The 25,143-nt window shown below is 50.5% G+C and carries 28 protein-coding genes and 2 tRNA genes; 18 read left to right on the plus strand and 12 right to left on the minus strand.

The window, feature by feature from the left end; genetic code table 11:
- The first annotated feature begins 132 nt into the window (after positions 1-132).
- The 13 genes from LQZ21_RS06855 (at position 133) to LQZ21_RS06915 (ending at position 10,229) form a co-directional block, all read left to right on the plus strand.
- The gene (locus tag LQZ21_RS06855) at positions 133-1,677 is read left to right on the plus strand and encodes a type I restriction-modification system subunit M (protein ID WP_411043538.1); all 1,545 of its coding nucleotides are present in this window, start codon (positions 133-135) and stop codon (positions 1,675-1,677) included.
- 270 nt (positions 1,678-1,947) lie between these two features.
- Positions 1,948-2,241, plus strand: coding sequence for a nucleotidyltransferase family protein (locus LQZ21_RS06860; RefSeq protein ID WP_411043540.1), 294 nt, complete (start codon positions 1,948-1,950; stop codon positions 2,239-2,241).
- On the plus strand, positions 2,234-2,587 hold the full coding sequence (locus tag LQZ21_RS06865; protein ID WP_411043542.1) for a HepT-like ribonuclease domain-containing protein: 354 nt from the start codon (positions 2,234-2,236) through the stop codon (positions 2,585-2,587). The genes LQZ21_RS06860 and LQZ21_RS06865 overlap by 8 nt, the downstream gene beginning before the upstream one ends.
- The gene (locus tag LQZ21_RS06870; RefSeq protein ID WP_411043543.1) at positions 2,584-3,825 is read left to right on the plus strand and encodes a restriction endonuclease subunit S; all 1,242 of its coding nucleotides are present in this window, start codon (positions 2,584-2,586) and stop codon (positions 3,823-3,825) included. Before LQZ21_RS06865 ends, LQZ21_RS06870 begins: the two co-directional genes overlap by 4 nt.
- A gap of 4 nt (positions 3,826-3,829) precedes the next feature.
- Positions 3,830-4,069: a hypothetical protein gene (locus tag LQZ21_RS06875; RefSeq protein ID WP_411043544.1), complete on the plus strand. Its 240-nt coding sequence runs from the start codon at positions 3,830-3,832 to the stop codon at positions 4,067-4,069.
- Entirely contained in the window at positions 4,038-5,144 is a 1,107-nt protein-coding gene (locus tag LQZ21_RS06880) for an LPO_1073/Vpar_1526 family protein (protein WP_411043545.1), read from the plus strand. The genes LQZ21_RS06875 and LQZ21_RS06880 overlap by 32 nt, the downstream gene beginning before the upstream one ends.
- Before the next feature lie 64 nt (positions 5,145-5,208).
- A complete protein-coding gene (locus LQZ21_RS06885) occupies positions 5,209-5,466 on the plus strand; it encodes a hypothetical protein (protein ID WP_411043546.1) in 258 nt (85 codons plus the stop codon).
- 1 nt (position 5,467) lies between these two features.
- Positions 5,468-5,689, plus strand: a complete 222-nt coding sequence (locus tag LQZ21_RS06890) for a DUF3791 domain-containing protein (protein WP_411043547.1) — start codon at positions 5,468-5,470, stop codon at positions 5,687-5,689.
- A gap of 192 nt (positions 5,690-5,881) precedes the next feature.
- Positions 5,882-6,091, plus strand: coding sequence for a hypothetical protein (locus LQZ21_RS06895; protein WP_411043548.1), 210 nt, complete (start codon positions 5,882-5,884; stop codon positions 6,089-6,091).
- A gap of 98 nt (positions 6,092-6,189) precedes the next feature.
- Positions 6,190-6,426 carry a DUF3791 domain-containing protein gene (locus LQZ21_RS06900; RefSeq protein WP_411043549.1) on the plus strand — a complete coding sequence of 79 codons (237 nt, stop codon included), beginning with the start codon at positions 6,190-6,192 and terminating at the stop codon, positions 6,424-6,426.
- The gene (locus LQZ21_RS06905; protein ID WP_411043550.1) at positions 6,411-6,902 is read left to right on the plus strand and encodes a DUF3990 domain-containing protein; all 492 of its coding nucleotides are present in this window, start codon (positions 6,411-6,413) and stop codon (positions 6,900-6,902) included. The genes LQZ21_RS06900 and LQZ21_RS06905 overlap by 16 nt, the downstream gene beginning before the upstream one ends.
- A complete protein-coding gene (locus tag LQZ21_RS06910) occupies positions 6,890-7,132 on the plus strand; it encodes a hypothetical protein (RefSeq protein WP_411043551.1) in 243 nt (80 codons plus the stop codon). Before LQZ21_RS06905 ends, LQZ21_RS06910 begins: the two co-directional genes overlap by 13 nt.
- A complete protein-coding gene (locus LQZ21_RS06915) occupies positions 7,125-10,229 on the plus strand; it encodes a type I restriction endonuclease subunit R (RefSeq protein WP_486401689.1) in 3,105 nt (1,034 codons plus the stop codon). The genes LQZ21_RS06910 and LQZ21_RS06915 overlap by 8 nt, the downstream gene beginning before the upstream one ends.
- A gap of 10 nt (positions 10,230-10,239) precedes the next feature.
- On the opposite strand, the gene LQZ21_RS06920 is transcribed toward LQZ21_RS06915, so the two are convergent.
- Complete coding sequence (locus tag LQZ21_RS06920; protein ID WP_411043553.1) at positions 10,240-11,526, minus strand: TolC family protein; 1,287 nt, start codon at positions 11,524-11,526, stop codon at positions 10,240-10,242.
- Between the two features lie 134 nt (positions 11,527-11,660).
- Positions 11,661-13,088 (minus strand): MATE family efflux transporter, encoded by a 1,428-nt coding sequence (locus tag LQZ21_RS06925; RefSeq protein WP_411043554.1) that lies wholly within the window; start codon positions 13,086-13,088, stop codon positions 11,661-11,663.
- A gap of 90 nt (positions 13,089-13,178) precedes the next feature.
- Here LQZ21_RS06925 and LQZ21_RS06930 point away from each other — a divergent pair, with 90 nt between their 5' ends.
- The 5 genes from LQZ21_RS06930 (at position 13,179) to LQZ21_RS06950 (ending at position 16,531) form a co-directional block, all read left to right on the plus strand.
- Positions 13,179-13,874 (plus strand): response regulator transcription factor, encoded by a 696-nt coding sequence (locus tag LQZ21_RS06930; protein ID WP_411043555.1) that lies wholly within the window; start codon positions 13,179-13,181, stop codon positions 13,872-13,874.
- Positions 13,871-15,229, plus strand: coding sequence for a HAMP domain-containing sensor histidine kinase (locus LQZ21_RS06935; RefSeq protein ID WP_411043556.1), 1,359 nt, complete (start codon positions 13,871-13,873; stop codon positions 15,227-15,229). The genes LQZ21_RS06930 and LQZ21_RS06935 overlap by 4 nt, the downstream gene beginning before the upstream one ends.
- 89 nt (positions 15,230-15,318) lie before the next feature.
- Positions 15,319-15,573 carry a transposase gene (locus LQZ21_RS06940; RefSeq protein ID WP_411043557.1) on the plus strand — a complete coding sequence of 85 codons (255 nt, stop codon included), beginning with the start codon at positions 15,319-15,321 and terminating at the stop codon, positions 15,571-15,573.
- Positions 15,574-16,228: 655 nt separating this feature from the next.
- Positions 16,229-16,315, plus strand: a tRNA-Ser gene (locus LQZ21_RS06945).
- Positions 16,316-16,444: 129 nt separating this feature from the next.
- Positions 16,445-16,531, plus strand: a tRNA-Ser gene (locus tag LQZ21_RS06950).
- Between the two features lie 371 nt (positions 16,532-16,902).
- On the opposite strand, the gene cobA is transcribed toward LQZ21_RS06950, so the two are convergent.
- The 10 genes from cobA to LQZ21_RS07000 all read right to left on the minus strand — a co-directional run bounded on the left by cobA (position 16,903) and on the right by LQZ21_RS07000 (position 25,075).
- Positions 16,903-18,474 (minus strand): uroporphyrinogen-III C-methyltransferase, encoded by a 1,572-nt coding sequence (gene cobA / locus LQZ21_RS06955; RefSeq protein WP_411043558.1) that lies wholly within the window; start codon positions 18,472-18,474, stop codon positions 16,903-16,905.
- Complete coding sequence (hemC, locus tag LQZ21_RS06960) at positions 18,471-19,421, minus strand: hydroxymethylbilane synthase (RefSeq protein WP_411043559.1); 951 nt, start codon at positions 19,419-19,421, stop codon at positions 18,471-18,473. Before hemC ends, cobA begins: the two co-directional genes overlap by 4 nt.
- 9 nt (positions 19,422-19,430) lie before the next feature.
- Positions 19,431-20,042 (minus strand): precorrin-2 dehydrogenase/sirohydrochlorin ferrochelatase family protein, encoded by a 612-nt coding sequence (locus LQZ21_RS06965; protein ID WP_411043560.1) that lies wholly within the window; start codon positions 20,040-20,042, stop codon positions 19,431-19,433.
- On the minus strand, positions 20,042-20,464 hold the full coding sequence (locus LQZ21_RS06970; protein WP_411043561.1) for a M67 family metallopeptidase: 423 nt from the start codon (positions 20,462-20,464) through the stop codon (positions 20,042-20,044). The genes LQZ21_RS06965 and LQZ21_RS06970 overlap by 1 nt, the downstream gene beginning before the upstream one ends.
- On the minus strand, positions 20,458-20,682 hold the full coding sequence (gene thiS, locus LQZ21_RS06975) for a sulfur carrier protein ThiS (protein WP_411043562.1): 225 nt from the start codon (positions 20,680-20,682) through the stop codon (positions 20,458-20,460). The genes LQZ21_RS06970 and thiS overlap by 7 nt, the downstream gene beginning before the upstream one ends.
- Positions 20,683-20,775: 93 nt before the next feature.
- Positions 20,776-21,666 carry a DMT family transporter gene (locus LQZ21_RS06980; protein WP_411043563.1) on the minus strand — a complete coding sequence of 297 codons (891 nt, stop codon included), beginning with the start codon at positions 21,664-21,666 and terminating at the stop codon, positions 20,776-20,778.
- Between the two features lie 13 nt (positions 21,667-21,679).
- Complete coding sequence (gene moeB / locus LQZ21_RS06985) at positions 21,680-22,504, minus strand: molybdopterin-synthase adenylyltransferase MoeB (RefSeq protein WP_411043564.1); 825 nt, start codon at positions 22,502-22,504, stop codon at positions 21,680-21,682.
- Complete coding sequence (locus LQZ21_RS06990) at positions 22,504-22,767, minus strand: sulfurtransferase TusA family protein (protein WP_411043565.1); 264 nt, start codon at positions 22,765-22,767, stop codon at positions 22,504-22,506. The genes moeB and LQZ21_RS06990 overlap by 1 nt, the downstream gene beginning before the upstream one ends.
- Positions 22,764-23,627, minus strand: coding sequence for a 4Fe-4S binding protein (locus LQZ21_RS06995; protein WP_411043566.1), 864 nt, complete (start codon positions 23,625-23,627; stop codon positions 22,764-22,766). The genes LQZ21_RS06990 and LQZ21_RS06995 overlap by 4 nt, the downstream gene beginning before the upstream one ends.
- Before the next feature lie 131 nt (positions 23,628-23,758).
- Positions 23,759-25,075, minus strand: coding sequence for a nickel-dependent lactate racemase family protein (locus LQZ21_RS07000; protein ID WP_411043567.1), 1,317 nt, complete (start codon positions 25,073-25,075; stop codon positions 23,759-23,761).
- Positions 25,076-25,143 lie beyond the last annotated feature (68 nt).

The raw sequence follows: 25,143 nt of genomic DNA on the forward strand, positions 1-25,143 counted from the left end.
TTTTCATATATGAAAAATAAAGGGTTCATAAGGAAAAGGCCATTAATAGGGGATAAATAGTTTATAATTTTTTGTTATATTTGTATTGTATAGATTTTTTCATTATGGTAAACTGTGCCGGAGAATATCAATATGTCTGCTCAGAATACCGCCGAAATAGGTTTTGAAAAAACAATATGGGACGCCGCCTGCGTCCTGCGGGGAAACATCGACGCCGCCGAATACAAGCACGTCGTCCTGGGCCTCATCTTCCTGAAATACCTTTCGGATAAATTTGAAGAACGCTACAAGACCCTTAAAGAGGAAGGCGAAGGGTTTGAGGAAGACCGGGACGCCTATGCCGAAAAGCAGGTCTTTTACGTTCCCGCGTCCGCCCGGTGGAAAAAAATAAGCGCAAAAGCCCACACGCCGGAAATAGGCAAAACCATCGACGACGCCATGACAGCCATTGAAAAAGAAAACAAAAAGCTGAAGGGCGTGCTGCCCAAAAATTTTGCCCGCCCGGAATTGGACAAACGCCGCCTTGGTGAAGTGGTCGATATTTTCACCAATATTTCCATGCACAAACACGGCGGCGGACGCGAAGGAGCCCACGAAGGGTCCATCGATATTTTGGGACGCGCCTACGAATACTGCCTGGGAAAATTTGCCGAGCAGGAAGGCAAACTGGCCGGTGAATTTTACACCCCCGCCTGTGTGGTAAAAACGCTGGTGGAAGTCATCAAACCCTTCAACGGCCGCGTCTATGATCCCTGCTGCGGTTCCGGCGGTATGTTTGTTCAATCGGCGCGCTTTGTGGAACATCACGGGGACGCATGGCATCCCCAGGGCAGCGTCGACAGTCTTTCGGTTTTTGGACAGGACTCGAATCCCACCACCTGGAAACTCTGCAAGATGAACCTTGCCATCCGGGGCATAGAGGCAAACCTTGGGGAAGCCGCCGCCGACACGTTTTTCAACGATCTGCATAAAACTGAAAAAATGGATTTCATCCTTGCCAATCCGCCTTTCAACCTTTCCGATTGGGGCGCCAATAAACTGCAAAACGATGTCCGCTGGAAATACGGACTGCCCCCCGCGGGAAACGCGAACTTTGCCTGGCTCCAGCACATGATCTTTCACCTGAGCGCAAAAGGCCGCATGGGCATGGTCCTTGCCAACGGTTCCCTTTCAAGCCAGTCCGGCGGCGAGGGCGCCATCAGGCAGGCGATAGTTGAAGACGACCTGGTGGAATGTATCGTCGCCATGCCCACCCAATTATTTTACACCACCCAGATTCCCGTATCCCTTTGGTTCCTGAACAAGAAAAAGAAGCAACAGGGCAAAACGCTTTTTATCGACGCCCGCACTATGGGCGCCATGGTAAGCCGCCGCCTTCGCGAAATGACGGACCAGGACATCGCCGCCATAGCGAAAACCGTGGACCTCTTCTGCGAAGGAAAGCTCAAGGCCCAAAAAGGCTTCTGCGCCGCCGCCTCCACCGAAGAAATCGCCAAACAGGACTACATCCTTACCCCCGGCCGTTATGTCGGCATCCCGGATCAGGAAAACGACGCCGAGCCCTTCGATAAAAAAATGACACGGCTGACGGACGAACTGGGTGGCCTTTTTGCGGAAAGCCATAAGCTGGAAAAGGAAATCAAAAAACGGCTGGGGGCGATTGGGTGGGAGGTGTAAAGACGTGGGAAAAATACAAAGGGGGAAGTCTCCCCCTCGCTCCGAACTCCTCGGTGCGCTCCGCGCCCCTGCGGTGTTCTCCGCTACCCCCTCTTTGGCCGCAGAAACATTTTGCGGCTATGTGTAATGGTTTTGTCATGCAGATAGAAGCGGGATTCAGTTGTCAAGGAATACTTGACAGTTCAAAACGAGGGAACATGGTGGGAGGCGTATGAAATCTGATAATTCCGAAATTGTTATTTATCAAACTGAAAAAGGAGCTTGGTTTGTATGTTGTCAAATAGTGAAATAAAAAAACGAGTATCTGATATTGCTCATAAATACGGCGTTGAAAAAGCGTATCTCTTTGGTTCTTATGCGCGGGGAGAAGCAAATCAAAACAGCGATGTTGATATTTGTATTATCAAAGGTAAAATGCGGACTCTCGTTGATTTATCGGGTTTTTATCTTGACTTGGAGGAAGCGCTTGGGATTAAAGTAGATGTGGTAACTACAGACAGCATAAGCGGTGAATTCAAACACGCCATAGAAAAGGAGTTTGTGGAGATTTATGGAAATGACTGAAAAAGATAAAAACATTTTGACCCATATCGTTCAACACTGCGAAACTATTTTTTCATCAATGAAACGCTTTGGTGATTTTTCTGCCTTCTCAAAAGACACCGATTATTTTAATTCGGTTTGTATGAGCTTGCTGCAAATTGGGGAATTGGCGAATCATCTTTCACATGAGTTCAGAGAAACACATGCCGGTATTCCGTGGAGAAACATTATCGGTTTGCGGAATGTGGTTGTGCATGGATACGGATATCTCGACAGCGCCGCCGTATGGGAAACGCTGCGGGAAGATGTGCCGAAGCTGGATGGGTATTGCAAAGAGATTATTGCAAAAGAAGGGAATACGCTATGAACCCTAACTGGCAAACGGTACGGCTGGGGGATGTGGCAGAAGTCGTTGGTGGCGGGACTCTAAGTACCACGAACAATGCATATTGGGATGGGGAAATATCATGGATAACACCAAAGGATTTAACTGGTTATACGAATATTTATATTGGTAAGGGTGAAAGAAGTATCAGCCAAAAAGGGCTGGAAAATTCATCAGCCCGATTGCTACCCGAAGGAACTGTTTTATTAACTACACGAGCGCCTATTGGCTATGTTGCCATTGCTTCTACTAATCTCTGTACAAATCAAGGGTTTAAAAGTTTCATTGTTGATGAACAAAAACTACACAATCTGTTTCTTTTTTATTGGTTAAAGGGTAATACAAGATACCTTCAAGCAATTGGTACTGGCACAACATTTATGGAAATTCCCGGAAAAAGAGCAAGAGAAATAGAGATTGTTCTTCCCCCGCTCCCCACCCAACGCGCCATTGCCACAACCCTTTCCTGCCTTGACGAAAAAATCGAGCTGAACAACCGCATAAACGCCAACCTTGAGGCACAGGCACAGGCGATTTTCAAAAGCTGGTTTGTGGATTTTGATCCTTTCAAAGGCGGCAAGTTTGTTGACAGCGAATTGGGTGGAATTCCCAAGGGATGGAGAGTGGGGACGCTAGGGGATGTATGCGATGTAAAAGGCGGCAAACGTCTGCCAAGGGGCGAAAACTTATCTACTGTACCTAACAAACACCCATACATTCGTGTTCGTGATTTAAATAATACGGTATTTGTGCAGATGACATCATCAGTTGAGTACATTCCTGATGACATACAGGTAGGAATATCTCAATACACAGTTTCATCAAATGATATGGTCCTTTCAATTGTTGGAACAATAGGATTGGTTTGCATTGTTCATCCCTCGCTTGACGCTGCAAACCTAACTGAAAATTGTGTCAAACTCACAAATTATAACGGTGTTATTTCAACATGGCTTTTTCTGTTTTTATCATCTGATAGAGGAAAAGAACAAATCCGCAATGTGACTGTCGGAGCCGTACAATCAAAGCTGCCAATAAAGAACATCCAAAGCATTACTTTTATATTGCCTCCTGTTGAAGTAATGTCAGAATTTGACAGGATCGTTTCAGGTATATTTAAATTGATTGCAGAAAATTGCACTCAATCCCGTACTCTCGCCGCCATCCGTGATACCCTGCTGCCAAAGCTGATGAGCGGGGAGGTTGAGGTGGAGGAATAGCCCTATGTTAAATTGGATAATATCAAACAAAGAATGGGTGTTTGGTGGTATTGGCATAGCAGTCTTTGGCGGTATTTTTACATTCCTAAGATGGATTTTCAAAAAACATGACCGGGAAAAAACCAATGCAAGAAATCAATCCCAAAAATCCGGCAGGAATTCAACTAATATTCAAATTGCCGGTGATTTGATAATGACCGGAGGGGTAGAAAATGACGGAAATGAGCCAAAAGGCGGGGAATAATTCGACCAATATAGGTGTTGGCGGAAGTCTTGTTATTCAAAACGGGATTTCAGAACAACGTGTCCGAGAAATTTTTGATGAGAAGACTGGCTGTGCCATTGCTCAATTTTCAAGCGAAGCGAAAAAAATCGCATCGGAGAGAATAAATAATTTTGTGAAATGTCTTATCCCCCGGATGGCAGAGACAGGATCGCTCAATGCGTTTATAGACCCCGATTTTCAATTATTGTTGATTGAAGCGCAGAAGGGTGCCGCTTCAACGGAAAGGGAACCGGATATTAAATTGCTGACAGAATTGCTTGTTCATAGATTCGCTAAACAAAATGATAGAAGTGCGCGTATTGGTATTTCGAAGGCGGTAAATATTGTTCATCAGATACCAGACAAGGCATTGCTTGGCCTGACCGTATTCTATGCGGTTTCTCAATTTATTCCAAAAACGGGCGATATTGAGGAAGGTCTTAATATACTGGATGATTTGTTTAATCGTATTATATACGATACTCTTCCCGAAGGAACAGATTGGCTTGATGATTTGGATGTTTTAGATGCAATAAGAATTGGTAGGTTTAGAAACCTGAAAAAATTTGAAGAATTTTATCCTGACAAATTACCAGGTTATACCTGCGAGGGAATTCTGGAAAATTCAGAACAACATAACGAAATAATTAAAATTTTACAGGACAATAAAATTGATCCTAATGGTTTTGTTGTTAAACACATATTGTCAGAAAATCATTTACGGTTAAACATTATAAATAAAGAAGCGATTAAAGGATTAACGCTTAAATTTAGTGTAATATCAAATGGGAATATACAAAAAACCAGTCAAAAATTAAGCGATCAACAGAAGCAAGCCGTTGCCTTGATTGCTGAGCAATATATGAAAATTGATGTTCCTTTTCAGGAAAACAGAACAGCGTTTATGAAACTGTTGGATGAAAGACCAAGTTTAAAAAAAGTAAAGGAATGGTGGAATAAAATAGGGGCGTCCTTTAATACTACGTCCGTTGGTCGTGTTTTAGCCCATGCTAATGCGCAGAGATGCGATAATACGTTGCCGCCTCTTGATTAGGAGTTTATATGTTGTTGTTATCATTGAATATATGCAGAGTCATCGGATACAGGGAGATCGCCCCATGGAAGAATTAAAAGAATACGATATATCTCAATTCAAAGGCATACGGGAACTGCTTGTGCCCCTGGTGATCCGGGAAATCATGAAAAGCAGGAATGTAAGCGAAGAAGAAGCCTTTCGCCTCTTGTACTCATCGTTTTTGTACAGTAAATTGGAAGTAGAAGCCACCAAATTGTGGCATTTAAGCCCCCGCGCGCTTTACGGGCTTTTAAACGAGGAATTGGAGACCGGGCAGATAACTTTCCCCGAGGAGGCATAGCGTGAACGACAGAACCGATTTCATAGCCTATTGCATCGAAGAATACAAGGAAAACGAAAACCTCACCGGCCGGGAAGTGATTGATCTGTTCACCCGGTATGATATTATTCCATATATCAAGTCGGCCTATGACGGCCTCCACGTTATGGGTGGCTTGGCCATAACCAGCGATATAAAAAGCCTCATTGCCGGGATTCGTGAAAGCCGGGGAGAAACTGTCTGATGAGCGGGAGAATTGAGGTGGGAAAAGAACCATGAGAGTATATCTTGACAACTGTTGTTATAACAGGCCGTTTGATGACCAAAGCAATCTTATAGTTGTGATGGAAACAGAATCAAAACTGCTCGTCCAGAAGCTCATAAAAGATGGAAATAGAAGTTATAAGTCCAATAGATTTTGTAAGGAGGATTCTGAATGATGACTGATACTGTCTTAAAAAGCGAAGGTATGAGAATATTGTCTAAAGCGCTTGGTATTGTTGAAGCCGAGCGATTTATTTCGTTGATGATTCGCGAGCCATTTGATTACACGGAATGGCAGCGTGATTTATATGCTGATATGCCGCTTGATGTGTTTTATGAAAAAGTGAAATATTTTCGTAAAAACCAAAACGTGGATTTATAGCGTGAAGCGGTGCGTCTATAATGCCTAAAGTGTTTAACGAAGCCAGCTACGAAAATGCCGTAAAATGGGACGGCAATTTATGAAACCGGAGGAAACCCATGACCGGTATTGAAAACAGAAATGCCAGTACCTGGCGTGATGAAAACCTGATGATCGTCTATGCCGTGGAAGGCTATGCCCGCAGACATAACATAACAACCCGGGACGCGTATACTATTTTCACAAAACATGGTATCACCGCTGATATTAGAAAGCACTATGGAATTCTGCATACTCAAGATCCTGACGAAACAGTCTATTTTTGTGAAGATGTATTGGCATGGAAACAAACATGACGCTGTACCACGGTTCAAATATTGATTTTGAAAAAATCTCTCTGGATAAGGCAAAGGATAAGCGGGATTTTGGCAGGGGGTTCTATACAACGACCATCAGAGAACAGGCAAAAGAATGGGCGGAGATACTTAACTATCGCAGCAGGCGGGATGGCTGTTTCTTGTATGAATTTACTTTTGAAAAAACAGACAACTTGCATATTAAATCTTTTAATGGCATTACAGAGGAATGGCTGAATTTTATCGTTGAAAATCGCCTAAAAGGTGGAGTACAACATTCTTTTGATGTTGTTATTGGTCCTGTGGCAAATGACCGGACTGTAAATACCATTGGTCTTTATTTGTCGGGTGATTATTTCCTGGACGAAGCGTTAAGGCGGCTTGAGTATTTTAAGTTAAATGACCAGGTTTCCCTGCATACTGAAAAGGCATTGTCCTATTTGAAATTTATAAGGAAATATACATGGACTGCATAAAAAACATCTATTTGTGGAAAGGAGAAGACATCTCATTTATTGTATTAAAAAAAATCGAGCAGACCGTCAGCCTGATAGCCGAAAAAGAAAACCGCGGTTTCGATGAAGTTTATGCGGAATTTCTTGAATCCAATACCTGCCGGGCAATACAGGAACCCCGTTCTCTGATGTGGTACGAGAATGCCGAGTTTATTGTCGATGAATACTACCGGGAAAAAGCCTGTGTTTAACGAAGCCAGCTACGAAAATGCCGTCATCTCGATAATTCAGGCCCTTGGCTATGAACACAAATATGGCCCGGATATTGAGCGGGATTATCATAATCCGCTGTACATGGACGTTTTAACGGAACAGTTGGCCGTTATAAACCCTGGGGCAAAACACGCCGCGCTTGAAGAGGCGGTCAACAAAATTACAAATATTGAAAACGGAACCCTGGTGCAAAAAAATAAAACATTTACCGAATGGCTGCAAAACGGGCTGGAGGTGACGTGTCAGGATAAGGGGGAAACCAAAACAGAAATCATACATCTTATAGACTTTAATCATGTTTCCCATAATGTTTTTCAGGTTATCAATCAATGGACTTTTATTGAGAACGAAAACAAACGGCCCGATATTGTTATTTTTGTCAACGGCCTGCCCCTGGTGCTGATCGAATTAAAAAGCTGCATGCACGAAGATGTGGGCATCGAAAACGGCTACCGGCAAATACGGAATTATATGCGGGAGATACCGGCCATGTTTTCCTACAACGCCTTTTGCATAATCAGCGATCTGCTGGAAACCAGGGCGGGAACAATATCGTCCAGCTTTGACCGTTTTGCCGCGTGGAAAACCATAGACGGAAATTATGAAGAAACGAAGTACGCCCAATACGATGTCCTCTTCAAAGGGATGCTTGAACCTAAACGGTTTTTGGACATACTGCAAAATTTTATCCTCTTTTCTCACGATATGCCCGAAGACAACAAAATCCTCGCCGCGTATCATCAGTATTTCGCCGTAAAAAAGGCGGTCCTTTCAACATTGATAGCCGCCGGTTTTGCGGATGTGCCGAATTCCGGGAACGGCGTTGACTATTTGCAGGCGGCGGAGGTTGCTCCTCACTATGGCAAGGGCAATGGAAAAGGCGGCGTATTTTGGCATACCCAGGGCAGCGGCAAATCCCTGTCTATGGTGTTTTATGCCGCCCTGCTCAACAAGACGATGGAAAGTCCTACCATCATTGTGCTTACCGACCGAAACAATCTGGACGATCAGCTTTATGAACAATTTTCCGCCTGCAAGGATTTTCTGCGCCAAACCCCGGAACAGGCGGATAGCAGAAAGGATTTACACAGGCTCCTGGATGATCGCGGGGCAAACGGCATCTTTTTTACCACCATTCAAAAGTTTGAAGAATCATCGGAACCTTTATCGACACGAAGAAATATCATCGTCATGGCGGATGAGGCCCACCGAAGTCATTACGGCCTTACCGAAAAGATACGCAAAGACGGCCGGCTTGTTACCGGGACCGCCCGGATTATCAGAGACAGCCTGCCCAACGCCGCGTTTATCGGGTTTACCGGAACCCCCATTTCCAGCCGGGACAAAAACACCAGGGAAGTATTCGGCGATTATATTGACATATACGACATGACCCAGGCCGTCGAAGACGGCGCCACAAAGCCGGTCTACTACGAAAGCCGGGTGATAAATCTTGGCCTTAAAGAAGAAATCCTTAAAAAGATCGACGAGACCTACGAGCAGCTTGCCTTAAACGCCGATGAAAAGGACATTGAAAAAAGCAAGCGGGAACTCGGCAACATGGAAGCCATACTTGGCGCGCCGGAAACCATAAGCAGTTTGTGCCGGGACATTATCGATCATTATGAAAATAACCGCGCCGCCCTGCTTACCGGCAAGGCATTGATTGTCTGCTATTCCCGCCCTATCGCCCTGTCAGTTTACAAAAAGGTGCTGGAACTGCGCCCGGCATGGATCGACAAAGTAAAAATCGTCATGACCGCCGGGAACGACGATCCCGAAGAATGGCGCGCCATCATAGGAAATAAAACGCATAAAAAAGAACTGGCGAAGAAATTCAAGGACAATGACGACCCTTTGAAAATCGCCATTGTGGTGGATATGTGGCTTACCGGTTTTGATGTCCCCAGCCTTGCCACCATGTATGTGTTCAAGCCGATGATGGGTCATAATCTTATGCAGGCCATTGCCCGGGTAAACAGGGTCTTTAAGGATAAAGAAGGGGGTCTTGTTGTAGATTATATCGGAATCGCGGGCGCGCTCAAGCAGGCCATGAATGACTATACCAAACGGGACCAAAAGAATTACGGCGAAATGGATATAGCCAAAACAGCCCTGCCGAAATTTGCTGAAAAGCTGCTGGTCTGCGCCGAACTTTTTCACGGCTTTAGCTGGCGGGCTTTCATTGACGACAAGGCCTCCGATGCTGAAAGGGCAGACATAATCCGGGACGGCATCAATTTTATACTCGGCAAAGATGAAGATACGCAAAAGTTGTTTCGCAAAGAAGCCCTGTTGTTAAAGCAGGCAAAATCCCTTTGCCAAAGCCTGCTGAACAGGGAACAACGGTATGAGGCGGCTTATTTTGAAGCGATACGGGTTGCCCTCAACAAATTTACCGGAACCGGAAAACTTTCATTTAAGGAAATAAGCGAACAAATCGGCGAGCTTCTTAAACAAAGCGTCAGGAGCGAAGGGGTTATTAACCTGTTCGGCGATAGGCAGGAAGAATTCTCAATTTTTTCTCCAGGGTATCTTGAAGAAATCGCCCGCATGAAAGAGAAGAACCTTGCGGCGGAATTGTTAAGAAAACTTATCGACGAACAGGTTAAAATTTACCAGCGGAAAGATTTTGTGCAGGCGCAAAAATTTTCGGAGCGCATGCAACGCCTGATGAATGCATACCGCAACGGACAAATTACCAATGCCGATGTTATCGACGAACTCAAAAAAATGGCCCAGGACATTTCCTCCGCCCATGAGGAAGGGGTTAAACTGGGCCTGGCACCGGAAGAACTCAGTTTTTATCACGCCCTGACAAATCCCCTGCGGCAAAAAGATTATTATACCAACGAACAGCTCAAGGCGATGACCCAGGAATTAACCGGATCTTTGCGAAAGAACAGGACCATAGACTGGAACAGAAAACAGGGCACCAGGGCGGCCATGCGGATGCTGGTAAAACGGTTGCTCAAAAAGTACAAGTATCCCCCGGAAGGGGAAGAAGAAGCGATCAACACCGTTATCTCCCAGTGCGAAATGTGGGTTGACGAAGAAGATTTTCAGTCTATTTGACCATAATCCTTTAAAACGTAAATTCCCTGTTCAATTCTTTTTCCACATCCAGTACCGCCGCGATAAGGTTGTAGTATTCCTGCTGAACCTGATACTGTGCCTGCAATAAGCTGTCGGCGGCATTACGCAGACTCTGGTAATCCGCAGCCCCCTGCCGGTAGGCTTCCCCGTACATTTCGTAGGTGCTTTCCGCCAATTCCACATTCAGTTTGAGGGCTTCTATCGTTTCTATGGTTTGGTTTATCGTCCGTTCGTACTGCCTGATACGGTCTTCCCGGTTTCTTAATGATTCGGCCAGTTGTAATTGGGAGGATTGAATACTATCGGAAAAGGCATCCATCTGCGTTCTGGCCGCGGACCAGGGTAAGAAGCTGTCTATATTGATTCCCAAACTGATGGAAAAAGAACCGCTGTCATTCCAGGTTTTATTACTGTACAGGGGATTGGCATTCCAGGAAAACCGCAATGTCGGTATATACGCTTCGTGCCATGCCGCTTTTCGCTGGGCTTCCAAGGCCTTTATCCCCTGCCGTAACACCGCCATTTCAAGGGATGAATCCGACTCATCTCCGCCGCTTTCAGCAATAACACCGCTGCCGTCATATTCAAGGCTTCCCGAGAGCAGTAATTCTGTTTCCTGTTCAATGCCCAGGACCGCCTTGAAGGAATCCAGGGCGTTCGCGTACAAGGTTTCGGCGCTTCGTACCTTGGGCCGCTGGTTTTCCAAATCAACCCGGGCCGATAGCTCATCCAGCCGGGAAGTCTGTCCAATCCTGGCAAGGGCGGCGCTTTCTTCGTACCGGGCCAGGGCGCTTTCCAGACCCCGGGAGGCCAGTTCCTTATTGGCCTGTAACAGTAAAATTTGATAAAAAAGTTTCCGTACCTGTAATTCCAATTCCTGCCTGGCCATTTCATGGCTTAGAAGCCCCGCCTCGTAGTCCGCTTTTGTCTTTTTTATATTTTCTATCACCGCGGTAGATATGTTGAGGGACGCCGACACCGAAAGCCCCGGAGTCCAGCCGTCCCGTTCCGGGGATATTGATCCGGTAACCGAACTGGGATGACTGAGCCCCGCTGAGACGCCCAGGGAGGGCAGCAGGCTGTTCCATGACCGGTCGCTGGTTCTCTTTTTTCCGGCGGTTTCCCGGCTGCTCCGCTGCAGGCCAAGATTTCTCTCCATCGCAATCTTTACCGCCTCGTCAATGGTCAGGGATGTTTGCGGCGAGTTGCTTTGACCCTGAACTTCGGTAAAACAAAGGATGGCGAGGATCACGCAAAAAAAAGCTTTACTTTTCATACATAAAAAGTAAAAGGATAATAAAGGAAAGACCATTAACAGGGGATAAATAATTTATAATTTTTTGTTATATCTGTTTTTTGTCCCCACCACCCCCGGCCATGGACGGCGGCGGGCGGGCCTAAACACCAATTTTACGCCGGAGAAACGCCTTCCCCCTGCATTATTTTGAACAGCGGGCGGCTCAACAAAACCGCTATTCCGGTGGTCAGCATATCGGCGGCGGGCTGCGCCCAGATAAAACCCTTAAAACCGAAGATATGATTAAGCAGGTAAAGAAAGGGAATATAAAACAAAAGCTGCCGCCCCAGTGTAACAACTATTGCCTGCCCCGATTTCCCGAAAGACTGAAACGAGACCATGAACGTTACTTGTGAACCTATAAACGGCAGCCCCCAGATAAACGTATACATTATCGCCGTCCCCGCCTCAATAGTTTTTGCATCATTGATAAAGAAGCGGATAAACGTGTTACCAAACAGGCGGAGTATGAAGCTTCCCGTGACACAAACCGCCGTAGCATACAGCAGGGCAATCTTAAAACCTTTTCGCAGGCGGTCATAATTTTTTGCGCCGTAATTAAATCCCGCAAACGGCTGATACCCCTGGACAAGTGCAAAGACCAGCATAAAAACCATACTGGCAATCCTCATTTGAACACCGATACCCGCAACCACAAAATCGCCGTAACTTGCCGCAATGCGGTTGCCCAGTATATTGGAAACGCTCATAATGAGGTTGCCTAACCCCGCCGGTATGCCGATAGATAATACCTGAAACAGCATGGTATTGTTCGGCCTGTAATCGGCGAAACGTATCGAAAGGATTGATTTTTTGCCAAGATAGTATAAAATCCCATAAATCAATGAGGCGGTTTGTCCCGCCACAGTCGCCCATGCCGCTCCGGCGGTTCCCATATTGCACCACAATATCAGAATAGGGTCAAGAATGATGTTAAGCGCAATACCGATAAGTTGAAGCGTCATTGCCTTATCTGTTGCGCCTTCACTGCGCATTTGTCCGCTTAACACCACTCCCGCCGCCGCAACCGCCATAAAAAGTACCGTTACCGAAAAATAGTCGTCAGTATAGGCAAAGGTTGCATCACTTGCGCCGATAAGACGCAGTACCGGTGTTTTGAAAATCCAAAGGATGGCGGTTAAAATAACGCCGACACCAAGGGTGGTATAAAACGATACGGCGGAAGTATGGCGGGCTTCGGTGTCTTTTTTTGCGCCTAACATCCGGGAAATATAACTGGAGCCGCCGGTGGCAAAAACGTTTCCTAATGCTTGCGAAAGCATAAACAAGGGAAATACCAGGGAAACTGCCGCAACCATGTTCGGGTCTCCGGTCTGACCGATAAAGAACATATCGGTCATGTTGTAAATCGCCTGGGCGAGCATTGCCGCAACCATCGGCAACGCCAGGCGGATGATTGCCGGCCCCACGGGGGCGGTTTCCATAAGTTCAATTCCGGTATATTTCTTCACTGCGTATCCTTTTGTTTGAGGGTAATTCTTACTAATATCAATGCTATCAAGAATAATGTTAATAAACAAGGGATAAATAATTTATAATTTTTTGTTATATCTGTTTTTTACCTTGCGGTTTAAGGGTAGTTTTGGTTATACTTTCTTATAGGATGCAATATGCAGGGAAAAATCCTCATCATCGAAGACGTAAAAGAATTAGCCGATCTCATAGCCCTCTACCTGACCAGGGAAGGCTTTGAAATCCGCGCGGTAAAAAGCGCCGAAGACGGATTTGTCCTCCTGGAAGAATGGAAACCGGAGCTTATCATTCTGGACATCAATCTTCCCGGCATGGACGGCTTTGAATTCCTCCAGAAAATTCGGCCGGGGAACGGTGTGCCGGTACTCATTGTTTCCGCCCGTGACAGCGACGAAGACCTCATAAGCGGCCTGAGCGGAGGGGCCGATGAATTTGTAACAAAGCCCTTTTCTCCCAAGGTGCTGGTTGCCAGGGTCAGGGCCCTTTTCCGCCGGGTACGGGACTATGAGGAGAAAGAGCCGCGCCGGGTTTTCCGTTTTGGCCCCTTTGTCCTTGACTATGACGCCTGTATACTTAAAAAAGCGGATCTGCGTATTCCCCTGTCCAACAGAGAATACGGCTGCCTTGCCTATCTTACGGAACACCCGGGGAGGACCCTTAATCCCGAAACCATCTATGCCGGCGTCTGGAATAATCCCTATGGGGACCTTACCACCGTAGCCGTTTACATACAGCGGCTGCGAAAAAAAATAGAAGACGATCCGGCCAATCCGGTTTATATTAGAACCGTGTTCGGTATGGGTTACTGCTTTAATCTACCGGAGGCTCCATGAAAATTCAAACCCAGTTTCATCTCCTGATAGCCGGTATTGTCATTGTCCCCATTTTGTCTGTCCTGTCACAGATACTGTTTTTCAATTTTCTTGAAAGAAGAGAGCAGGCGGAAATTCCGGTTTACGATGATGTCATACTTGCGGACTATATCAGCCGTCAGGACTGGAAAACCATATCCCGCTTTATCGCAAAGAACAATGCGGATTTCGTTGTTTTCCGCGATGATCTTTTGGTACTCTATTCCACTATTCCCGATTTCAAGACCGGCGCCATTGGAACACAGGAAGCAATATTTTCCCTCCTGACAACGAAAAACAGCCAATACAGATACAACTTTGAATCCCCCGGCTGGCTGGAAGGCCATGAATATATTCTTATCCGCCGCCACTTGCAGGACAGGCCCCGGCCACCTCCGTTCCCCCTGGTGAGTACCATAGCGCTGCCCGCCGCCCTCGTGATATTCGCGATATTCATGTCCCTGTTCATTGCCCGGTCCATCACCAAATCGGTACTGGTTCTTGAAGACGCCACCAAGCGGATAGCCGCAGGGGAACTGGACCTAACCGTGGATGTGCGGGGAAGCAATGAAATTACCTCCCTGACCAGTTCTTTGAATCAAATGCGCTCCACCCTTAAAGAGGAAGAAAACCGCCGCGGCCGCTTCATCATGGGCGTTACCCACGACCTCAAAACCCCGCTGGCCCTGATTAGGGGTTATACCGAGGCGCTTAGAGACGGTATTACCGATGATCCGGTTTCCCGCATTAACGCCACGGATATTATCATTTCAAAGGCGGATCAGCTTGAAGGCATGATCAACGATCTGCTTGAATTTGTGCGGATGGATACCGGAGAATGGAGGAGCCGTCTGCAAAAAATAGACATCAGCGAATTCCTGAAAAGTTTTGCCAAACGGATCAGCCTGGACGCAGAATTGTTTCACCACCATACGGAAATAGACATCACGCTACCCCCCGCCCTTTATGTCCCGCTGGATGAACGCCTTACCATTCGGGCACTCGAAAACCTCGTCAATAACGCCATTCGTTATACCCCCGACGGAACCACGGTCCGGCTTGGCGCCATAGTGGTTGAAAACACCATCCACATAACCGTAAGCGACAACGGTCCCGGCGTAAGTAAAACCGATCTGCCCCATGTCTTTGAAGCGTTTTACCGGGGGAGTTCATCCCGCCGGGAAGAAGGTATGGGTCTGGGTTTATCAATCGTGAAATGGGTTGTCTCTTCCCACGGCTGGTCGATAGCGGTTACCTCGGAGCAAAACATAGAGAATAACGCCTCTGAAACTTGTTTTACCATTACCATCCCGTTGGGAAGGGTTATGGAAGGGTAATTCCGCAGTTCTTCGCTGTTTATCACTAGACCGTATCCCATCAGATAGACATAAAAATAAGCGTATAGTAAACAGAAGGAGAGGAAAAGATGGGAAAAAACGACCAAGAACAGCGGGTATACCCCCGGGAATTTAAAGCCGAAGCGGTAGCGCTGGCCGAAAAACATGAGAAACCGGTAAGCCGGATAGCGGCGGATTTGGGTATCAACGAAAATATGCTGCGCCGGGACTATGGGAAAGGGGGTAAGTCGGAAGAAAGTGGCCCGGTTACTGCGGGAAAACGGCTTAAATGCCCGCCGGAGGGGGAAATTCATCCCCACGACCACCTCGAACCATGGGCTTGAGGTGTGCGAAAACATCCTGAACCGGGAGTCTCAGGCGGCAGGTAGCGGGGAGCAATGGGTCTCGGACCTCACCTATCTGCGGACGGAAGGGGGCTGGATATATCTGACGGTGAGGCAGAGCATGAGCCGAAAGGGGAATTGTTCAGGCCTTTGGTATTCATGTACATCGAGGCCTATTACCATCGGGTTCGGCTCCATTTGGCGCTTGACTATGGTGCGCCTGATATGTTTAACTCAGGGAGAGTCGCTTAATGGTGTCTACCTAATGGTGTAAAGTCCACTTCGTTATGGAACACTAAAATTCACCTCCGGATTGAAAATTCCCGAGTGATACAAAAGTGATACTTTTTAGTCTCGAAGGCATAATTTTCCACTTGACGCTTTGCCGCATAATGCGCTATACTGACACTTCCTGGATAGGTAATTCTATACAGGATAAGGAAATAGCAATATTTCTAATACGAATTGATACAGCGTGATTTCTTATGAATTGAGAAGTCTTCAGATTGCGGATCTGAAGGTCGGAGGTTCGAATCCTCTCAGCCTCATCAGCCTTGGGGCAGTTCCAAGATCCGATGATCCGGCAGGACCATGAATTTGGAACCAGCGTTCGTAAGTATTATAATCCTGATTATAGGGCGATCAGGTTATTATAGGAGAGATGCGAGAGCGGTCGAATCGGGCGGTCTCGAAAACCGTTGAACCCGTGAGGGTTCCGAGGGTTCGAATCCCTCTCTCTCCGAGAAGTCATAAAAATCCCTCTAAAGGAGGGATTCGAACCGGAAGCTGCGCCGATCGGAGGGGTGTTGTTGTTGAAGCGTTTTTCAAAATTCGATTGATTATGAAAAATGTTTATGGGACAAATTTATTGGGAGAGATGACCGAGCGGCCGAAGGTGCACGATTGGAAGTCGTGTGTACCCGGAAGGGTACCGAGGGTTCGAATCCCTCTCTCTCCGAAAAGTTACAAAAAGCCTCTAAAGGAGGGATTCGAACCGGAAGCTGCGCCGACCGAAGGGAGGAAAAGGCGGCAGGGATGCCGCCGGCAGCAGCTGGAGGCGGGGGTGAAGGAGCAAACAGGAAGTTTGCGAGAGAACCCCGAATCCCTCTCTCTCCGAAAAGTTACAAAAAGCCTTCCTAAGGAGGGATTCGAACCGGAAGCTGCGCCGACCGAAAGGAGGAAAAGGCGGCAGGGATGCCGCCGGCAGCAGCTGGAGGCGGGGGTGAAGGAGCAAATAGGAAGTTTGCGAGAGAACCCCGAATCCCTCTCTCTCCGAAAAGTTACAAAAAGCCTCGTGTGGTTTGTGGTTTTATCAGTGTTTTTAGCCCATTACGGTATAGGGAACCGCTCGTCAGTTTTCGGGGAGGCGTTGCGGGAGATTAATTCCACTGCCAAACGGCAGAGTCCTTCAAAACTGGCTTCCGCCGGGGTATAGGTTTCCATGCCGAACCCCTTCGCCCGGACCGCGGTGGCTGTTCCGATACAGAGGGCCTTGACGCCCTGGCCGGAACAGGCGGCGGCAAAAACCGGTACCGCGGAGGGACTGAAAAAGAGTACAAAATCAAAACGGCCTTCGCCGATAATGTCCCGGGCAATGGAACTGCCTTCGGCGGGAAGGGTCTCATATACCACCAATTCCCGAAAAGGGATCGCCCTTTCTTTCAAAATTCTGTCGAGGCCCTTTTCACTGACCTGGGAACGGATCAGCAGGGCTTCTTCCCCGGGGGACATCTGTTCTATCAGGGCCAGCCCAAGCTGGGTTCCGTTAAAAACCGGAGGCATACAATCGGGGATAAAACCCCACCCGGCCAAAGCTTCCGCCGTGGCGGTACCTACGGCGGCGAATTTACGTTCCGCAAAAAAGCGGAGGTCCCCGCCGGAACTGAGGAATCCATTGAAGAAGTAGTTGACCCCTTTGGCGCTGGTAAATACCAGCCATTGACTGGACCCGAGGGTTTCGCGCCAGGAAGATCCCCAACCGGACACGGGCCGGATCCTGACACAGGGGAAAGGTATGGGCACTCCGCCTAGGGCGTGGATCTTACCGCAGGTTTCGGCGTTAGTTGGTTCCGGACGGGTTACCACCATCCGGGCTCCCTTGAGGGATATAAAGGGTTCCGCCGATTCTTCGGTATAAACCCGGTCCACAGGCATTTGGTAACCCAGGGAGCATACCGGACCTATCACCACCAATACGGGCGCTCTGCCGGGGAATAGGGGGCCGTTGTTCTCTTCCGGTTCCGCTTTTCCCAAAGAACCAAGCAGGGTGCGGAACACGCGCTGCCGGGGGGTAGTTCCCCCGGTAATGATTGCCGCCGGGACATCCGGGGAGAAGCCCTCCTGTATAAGGTGATGGGATATCTCCCCCAGCTCAGATCCTCCCATAAGGATTACCAGGGTTCCCCCCACCGATGTAAGTCCCCTCAGGACTTCCGGTCCCGGCGGGCCGTCCTCCCGCCCATGCCAGGAAATAATGTGCAGTCCCGAGCTGAGTCCCCGGTGGGTAACGGGGATCCCCGCCCCGGCGGGGACCGCCAGGGCCGAGCTGATCCCCGGTACGGCCTCCACGGGAATACCCGCATCCCGCAAAGCGAGCAGTTCCTCCCCGCCCCGGCCAAAAAGAAAGGGGTCCCCTCCCTTCAGCCGTACCACCCGTCTACCCTTCCGGGCTTCCCCTATTAATAGACGGTTAATCTCCTCCTGGGGAAGGGGATGATGGTGGGGGACTTTGCCGGCGTTAATCAGACGGACTTTGGGGGGAAGGGTAAGGAGGATCTCCTCGGAGACAAGCCGGTCATAGACCACTGTTTCGGCCTGATCCAGAACTTCCCGGCCCCTCAGGGTGAGGAAAGCGGGATCTCCCGGACCGGCGCCCACAAGCCAGACCTTACCGGTACTCATTGTTCTTCCCGTCCGGACAGGAGCCGCCGGGCCAGAGATTCTGCCAATTCAAATTTCCGGTCCCTGTCTCCGGAGATTTCTTCTCTATAAAACGGAGAGGCGGCGCCGGCGGCATATATGGCAATGATGACTATTTCCGTACCCGAAATCCGGGCAAAGGCGGCGGCGGGGAAGTGGCAGCCCCCTCCCAGCGTCCGGATGACCCGCCGTTCCGTCCCTGCTTCTTCTTCGGTAACCGGGTCCCGCAGGGCATCGAGGAAGGCGTAATCTTCACCCCGCCTTCCCTGGAGGGCCAGCACCCCCTGTCCCGCCGCGGGGACCATATCCCGGACGGAAAAGTAATACCCCCGCCGGTCTTTGATCCCAAGCCGCTGGATGCCCGCGGCGGCCAGGATCAAGGCCCCGAATTGTCCCTGATCCAGTTTTGCCAGCCTGGTAGGTACATTTCCCCGGATGGGCGCGACGGTAAGTTCCGGGGCCCGGACCAACAGCTGGATCCGCCGCCGCATACTGGAGCAGCCTACGGGGGCGATGCCGGGCTGTCTGAGGGGAAGCGCCCTTCCAGGGGATAATTCGGTGAAATTTTCGGGGTTCCCGGTTTCGGGAGCTTTGGGCAGGATCAGCATGTCCCGGGGGTCTCCCCGCTTGGCCATACCAACTATGGGCAGCAGATCATCCTGTTCCATGGCCATATCCTTTAGGCTGTGGACGCAGAGATCCACTTCATTTTTTAAAAGGGCCTGTTCCAACGCGCCGGTAAAGAGGTCTTTCCCGCCGGCTCCGCCGCTTTCCAGGGGGAGTTCCGGGTACAGATCCCCCCGGGTCTTCATGGTGACCAAGCGGAGGGAAAATTCCGGATGGGCCTTGGCAATGATCCCCATCACAAGCCGGGTCTGGGCCACCGCCAGATCGCTTTCCCTGGTGCCAAATCGAATTTCCCGGACCAACGCCTTCTCCTATGAGTTTTTCGTTACAACCCTACTGATCAAGCGGTTCAGCCCCTCTTGCCAGCCGGTTCCTGTTTCCTCAGGGAGGCGCCCGTCCTTATAACCGGCGGAACTTTCCGTTCGGAGGCGTTGCCGCGCATCCTTGAGGGCCGCTAAACTTTCCCCCAGGTTGGGGGGCCAGCTTTTGTCCAGTTCCTCCCTAAGCCGGGCCGTGAGCCCCGGGCAGGCGCCGGAACTGGTGATCCCCGCCACCAGTTCCCCCCGCCGTACCAGGGCGGGGAAAAAAAAGCCGCACAATTCGGGATCGTCCGCCGTGTTGACCAGGATACCCGCCTTTTGCGCGTCAACGGCAACACGCCGGTTAAGTTCCCGATCCTTCGCGGCGGCGATTACCAGGCCGGCGTCCCGCAGGTCCTCCATCCCGGCATATTCCCTTGTTTCCAGGACTAACAGGCCCTCCCGGGCCAGTTCCCGGATGGTTCCGGAAGGCTCCGGGGCGATCACGGTAAGAGATACCCCGAAATCAAGCATGGTCCGGACCCGCCGCTCCGCCACCGAACCTCCCCCAACCAGGGTACAAAGCGACCCGGCTAAATTAACAAATAGCGGGAAATAGGGCATTATACCTCCGGAACCGCCGGACCGGCGATCGGTTCCTCCTCCGCCCGGCCTTGACGGATCAGGAAGCTTTTCAATTCCGGCGGGTCTTTCTGAAATGATATGATAACATAACTAAGGGAGGGATCAAAGGCGAGGCGGATATCCTCCGCGGAAGGCCGGGCAGGAGTTGCCGGGTGGCTATGAAAATTACCCAGCAGGATCCACCCCCGGTTTCGTATGTCCTTGATCACCTTGAATTGGTCCTTCGGGTCCATGGAAAAATGTTCCGCGCTTTGGTCCGTATTGGTCAGACCGTATACCGCCTTGACGGTTTTCTCCTCCCCCCGGATCTCCCCGGCAATAAGGCCGCAGGACTCATGGGGCAGTCCTTGCCTGCCGTGAAGGATCAGGGCTTCCCGGTGTTCCGGCGGAAGGATCAGCATGGGCCCTGCCCATCCGCGCCGCCGCCCATATAATAGAGGAATTCCACCACCGCCCCTTCCCGCACCAGGGCGGTATCAAAATCGGCCCGGGGTACCAGTTCCTCGTTTAACTGTACGGTCACATAGAGGGGATCGCTTATCTTGAGTTCCTCCAGCATCCGGGAGACGCTGACTTCGCCGGATAATTCCGCGGGCTTTCCATTTGCCGTTATGATCACGGTTTACTCCTTGTCCGGTAATAATAGAGGCTTTCCCAAAACTAACCGAGTTTTGGGAAAAGCTCAATACATATAAAAAACATAGGTATTCTATTAATTTTTCGTGCCCTTTGCAAGCTTTGAATCGTATCCTGTCCCGGAGGAAGCATTATATTTCTGGCTCATCAGCACCGCGCCGATAATGATGATCCCCCCCAGCATGCTAAGAGGTGCCGGGACCTCCCCCGAAAAAATAAAAATCCAAACCGGATTCAGCAGCGGTTCCAATTGATCGATGAAAACCGCGTCGATAGCTCTGAGCCGTTTAATCGAATAGGCGTAGAGCAGGGATGCCACCCCAACCTGAACAATTCCCAAAAAGAGGATGGCCCCGGCGCTTGCCGGGGTAAATACCGGCGGATGGGTTATGATAAAGGGAAGGCCCAGGGCAAAGGGAATACAGTGGGATAAAAAAAGGCAGAACCCCGGGGAACCTTCCCGGTTCATCCGCAGAAAGACCATGGCCGCGCCGAAGCAAACCCCCGCGGCCAGGGCTATGGCGTCTCCCGCAAGGCTCCCGCCTTGTAAGCCGTTTACGAAGAACAACAGCAAGCCCGTGCCGACAAAGACCAGGGATACCCACTGCCTTTTCTCCGGCCGTTCCCTGATAAGGAACCACCCCAGAAAGGCCGCCCACACCGGGGCGCTGTGGTGGAGCAGGATGGCGTTTGCCGGGGAGGTAAGCTTGTTCGCCGTTACGTAGAGTATCTTGGTTCCGGCGGAACTGAAGGCGGCGGCCAGGAGCAGGATCAGACCGGGGACGCTCCGGGCGGGTTTGCCTGGAGCGGACCGCGGGACAGCGCCGGTGAACAGGCGTCCCCTCCGGACCAGGAGCATGAATACGGCGGCTATTCCACTCCTCAAACCCGCGATAACCATGGGATGCCAGCCGATGAATTTGATAAAGAGCCCGCTGGTACTCCAGCAGAGTACGCAGAGCAGCATGGTGATCCTGCCGTTAATGGTTGTGATACTCCTTCAAGTCGCAGACCGCCTGCTCATAATCAATCAGGGTAGTTATGGTAGGCCCTTCCCCGCAGACCGGGCAGTCCGGATTAGGGGCGAGCTTTACCTTACGGAATTCCATGGTCAGGGCGTTGTAGGTAAGGAGGTATCCGTTCAGGGATCCTTCCATCCCCAGCAGGAACTTCAACGCCTCCGTAGCCTGGAGGGTCCCGATGACTCCGCCCATAACTCCCAGTACCCCGGCCTGCCGGCAGGTGGGAACCGCGTCCGGCGGCGGCGGTTCCCGGAAAACGCAGCGGTAACAGGGACCCTTGCCGGGAATATAGGTCATAAGCTGGCCCTGGAAACGGATAATCCCCGCGTGGGAAAAAGATTTCCCCAGCATGACACAGGCGTCGTTGATCAGAAATTTGATAGGGAAATTATCTGTTCCGTCGATGATAAAGTCATAGTCTTTATCCTTAATAATATCCGTTATATTGGAGGCGTTGATCCATTCGCGGTAAACCGCCACCACCGGATCCGGATTCATGGCCTCCATGGTTTCCCGGGCGGACTCGACCTTGGGTTTTCCTAGATCCGCGGTGGTATGGATGATCTGCCGCTGCAGATTGGAAAGCTCCACGTTATCGGCGTCGGCGATACCGATGGTCCCCACCCCGGCGGCGGCCAGATACATCGCGGCGGGCGCTCCCAGGCCCCCGGCGCCGATGATCAGGACCTTGCCTGCCATGATCCGTTTCTGGCCCTTGACCCCCACTTCCTTAAGGATGATATGCCGGGAATAGCGTTCCAGCTGTTCGTCGGTAAAGGCCATCAGGATAAGCCGCCCTTAACGACCCGGAGCAGATAGGCGCCGTCTTCGGCCTTATTAACGCTGATCACCCGGTGGCCTTCGTCTTTAAGGCTCCGGGGTACGTTTTGAATGGGCTCGCCATCGTTGAGCCGCACTTCCAATATCTGGCCGTCATCCAGTTCCTCCAGGGCAACCTTGGTTTTAACAAAGGTAACGGGGCATACCACGGTGGTAATATCCACCCTGGCGTCCGGTTCCTGTTCACCGGTTTGATCCTGTATCATACCGCTTCCTCCAATTCCTTTTTCAGCCCCTCTATCCCAAGCCGGGTGAGGGTCTTGCCCAGCCGTTCCCCGGGCTTGGCGTGATCCCGGTAAAACTTGATCACCGCGTCCGCAGCCTTAAAGACCTGGGCCTTGTCGAAGATCAGCGGCAGGAGGTGAAGCCCTTCCTTAATATCATTACCGAACATACCGCCAAAGGAGAGAAGATACCCCTTCTTTCCCTTCCATGCGTCGGTGGGACAGCCCTTTACGCACTTGCCGCAGTATACGCAGTCTTTTTTACCGAATGAGAGGTCCCGGTTTTCCTTGTCCACCACGATAACCTTTACCGGGCAGGCCGCTTCGCAGAGTCCGCAAAAGGTACAGGCCGTTTTATCCCATTCGGGGAAGATTCCTCCCTTGATTCCCAGGTCGTTTTCCTCCGCCTTAAGGCAGTTGTTCCTGCAGCCGGTAATGCCTATCTTGAATTTATGGGGCAGTTCCTGCCCAAAGTACCGCTCGTCCAGCTCCTCCGCCAGGCCGGAGGTTTCAATTATCCCGCTGGGACAGACCCCGGAACCCTGGCAGGCGGTTATGGTCCGTACCCGGGGACCGCAGACCCCTATATTTACGCCTCCCCCGGTCAGCTCCTTTTTTACCCGGTCAATATCCTCCAGGGCGATGAAGGGGATCTCCACCCCCTGTCGGGAAGTCAGGTGGATGTAGCCTTTGCCGTATTTCTCCGCCACCTCCCCGATTTTCCGGACCTGGGCGGCGGTAAGCTGCCCCCCGATGACTTTAAGCCGCATAGAGAAACGATTCTTTTGAATTTGACGCATAAAGCCGCCTTTTTTAAGGGCCGCATAGTCAATATCAGACATAAGCTGAACTCCACAAAGTTATATTTTTACGGATTAATAATACTAATTCGCTAGGGATTATAGTGTATTTTTTAGTTAAGTGCAAGACCCCGGGGCGTTTTTCTGAAACTGGTACGTTTTTCCCGGCTATTTTAAGGTAAAGCCGGTTCGGGCACGGTGACACAGCCGTCGGGCAATATCAGGACCTTGGGGCAGGGGATACCCCGGTCCCCGGCGGCTTTGAAAGCCCTTGCCAGGGCTTCCTGGGGGGAACAGGCCTTTTCGATAAACAGGGCCTTGAGCTGTTCCGCGGAAAGCTCCGCCACAGCCCTGATCGTTGCCCGGCCCGAAACCGCGGCCATTTTTGCGGCCTTATGATACCCCAGCTGGTACCCCGCCCGGATCCGTTCCAGGGCGTCCTCGGGACTTGCGGCCTGAGCCATAAGGCGGGCGTAGGCTTCGTCCCCAATACCGTCCCGGCAGGAAGAAACCAGGATCAGGGTCCCCCCGTCCTTGAGGGCTAAGGCCCCGTTGTCAATGGCCTTTTGGGATTGGTAGAGGTCGATATCCATGGGGAATTTGGCCACCGAAACCACAATATCCGCCTTGGTGGGGATGGAAACGCAGAAAATCTTTCGGGCGACCTCCACGGCGGCATAAAAAGAAGCCAAAAGGTCCCCGGCGGTGGCGGCGGCCACCTGTTGATCCTTGTTCAGAACGGTCATAAAGGAAAATATGGGGGCCGTTATCAGGGGGAGGGCGTCCATCATGTCCTCGTGGACCGGGTTTCCCTCCAGGGCCAGGGACCGGGACGAGGGGGACAGGGCCTGTTTATGGTTGGCCTCTATAGTGCGGAAGGCCGCGATCCCCGGCAGAAAGGCCTTGCGTCCCCCGGTAAAGCCCCCAAAGTAGTGGGGCTCCACGCTCCCGGTAGCGATGATCCGGTCCGCCTCAAAAAGCCGCTTGTTGAGCAGTATCGGGGTGCCGTTCCGGGTACGGCCCAGGTCGGCCATGTCCTCATCTTTCCGGGCGTCGTGGTGGACCGCCCGGACGCGGAGTTTATCGTAGAAGGTCCCCAGGATCTGGTGATATTCCTCTTCGGTGGGCTTACGGTGGGCGCCGGTGGCCACCAGGAGGGTAAGATCCTCCGTCTTGATCCCCCCCTGCTCCAGGGCCGGAATAAGGGCCCTGAGGATGGCCTCCGTGGGGGTGGGCCTGGTGGCGTCGTTGATGATAATCAAAATCCGGCGCCCCCCCCGGAGAAATTCGGTCAGGCTTTGTCCGCTCCGTTTTTCCGCAGCGAGAAAGGGCCCATCAACAAGGCTGTAGGGCCGCGCCAGGGCTTCCCCAAGGATCTCCGCCGGGCTCCCGGCCGTCCTAAAATCATTGGGTTCCGCCACCCCCAGGAGGTTTTCATCGGATACTTCCAGGGGAAACTGTCTGTCCAGATAGGGTATCGATAATTTCATAAACTTACATATTTAAAATTCAGGTACTTTTTCAAGGTTCATTCCAAACCCGCCCGGAATCCGGCGCC

Source organism: Treponema sp. TIM-1 (genome assembly GCF_046533115.1).
GTDB lineage: Bacteria > Spirochaetota > Spirochaetia > Treponematales > Breznakiellaceae > JAIRMO01.